The 1,572-nt window shown below is 54.9% G+C and carries 1 protein-coding gene; it reads left to right on the top strand.

Features of this window, described 5'->3' with window-relative positions; all coding sequences use genetic code 11:
- Positions 1 to 120: 120 nt before the first annotated feature.
- Positions 121 to 1,542, top strand: a complete 1,422-nt coding sequence (locus tag IQ254_RS31025) for a transposase (RefSeq protein WP_193969983.1) — start codon at positions 121 to 123, stop codon at positions 1,540 to 1,542.
- Positions 1,543 to 1,572 lie beyond the last annotated feature (30 nt).

Here is a 1,572-nt window from a genome sequence, read left to right as displayed (position 1 = left end):
CTGGACAGTGGGAAGTTCTCTGTCCAGTGACGAGCCGCCAAGAAAAACGGACATGGGTTAAGTCAAACGACCCGTCATGCCCGAAACTGGCTGATATAGAACGTTTCAGCCAGCAATATTATGGAGCTATCCCAGCGTCTTGAGCAAATTTTAGGGGAACTCCGCCCAGTCTTTAGCCGAGAGGCCACCTTTGGGTGGTTCGTCCTTCTGGTGTGGGGCATCCTGCTCAATACTCAACCGGCGGCAGTGACCAGTTATGTGAATGCCTTGGGTTTGAGCGAGGCGGTTTATCAGCAGGCGTTGCATTGGTTTGAGTCCAGCGCGTTTAGTGTCCACGGGCTCTGCCAACGCTGGGGGCAATGGCTGAGCCAGCATGCCAACGGGTACCGGATCAAGGGGGAACGGGTGTATGTCGGAGATGGCATTAAGGTGGCCAAAGAGGGCCGTAAGATGCCTGGAGTGAAGCGTCTGCATCAAGAATCCGAGGATGTCAGTAAACCAGAATGGATTCGAGGACACTACTTCAATGCCCTCAGTATCTTGCTCAGTGCTGGTCAGGCCTGCTTTGCCGTGCCACTCATCCTGCAACTCCATGATGGCCTCACGACACAAGCACCTCCAACCAAAGTGAAGTCTAAAGCGAAAAAGACGACCCTCGTCACCAAGATGGCCGACCTGTGTACGACCTACGCTGAGCGGGGGAGCTATGTTGTTTTGGATGCCTATTTTGCCTGTGCTCCCGTCTTAAACCGGTTCCGCCGCCATTCCCTGCATTTGATTAGCCGAGTGCGCTGTTCTACTGTAGCCCGTGCACCCTTTGCGCTAGTCACGACCGTTAAGGGGCGGGGGCGTCCGCGCCAATGGGGCAGCAAGGTGAAACTGCAAACCCTGTTTGCCCCCATTGACCAGTGCCACCAGGCTCAGGTGTGGCTGTATGGTCAACTCACAACGGTGTATTACCAGTGCTTTGAGTTTCATTGGGATAGCCCTAAGACACCGGTCTTGTTTGTCCTCACCCAACTGCCAAACGGAAAACAGCTGATTCTACTCTCGAGTGATCTGGGCTTGAGTGGCCCCGAGGTGATTGCGGCCTATGGCTTGCGGTTCAAAATTGAGGTGACCTTCCGCACGCTGGTTCACCTGTTGGGAGGCTTTGCCTATCGCTTTTGGGTGAAGGCGATGAAAACCGCTCCCACCTGGCCGACTAATCTCAACTTGGCCGACTACCCAGAATCGGTTCAAGCCCGAATCCTGGCTAAGGTCGAGGCGTTGGAGCGATTTATCAATCTCAATGCGATTGCCTTGGGGCTCCTCCAGGTTCTGGCGCTCGAATTCCCCACACAAGTCTGGTCCCATTTCCCCCGGTGGTTTCGCACTCTGCCGAAGCATGGCTACCCGAGTGAGCGGATTGCTCAACTTGCACTGCAACGTCACGCCCAAGGGCTTTTTCCCAACAGTCCGCCCACTCTACTTTTGTCTAAATTCATCGCCGCTAAGCTAGACTCCTGCCCCAGCGCTGGTGCACCTGACTTGGCGGCCTAGAAATCCAATCAAGAACTTAGGACTGCCCAG

The sequence above is a fragment of the Nodosilinea sp. LEGE 07088 genome, from assembly GCF_015207395.1.
Classification (GTDB): Bacteria; Cyanobacteriota; Cyanobacteriia; order Phormidesmidales; family Phormidesmidaceae; genus Nodosilinea.
This window is presented reverse-complemented; position numbering and strand designations above follow the sequence as displayed.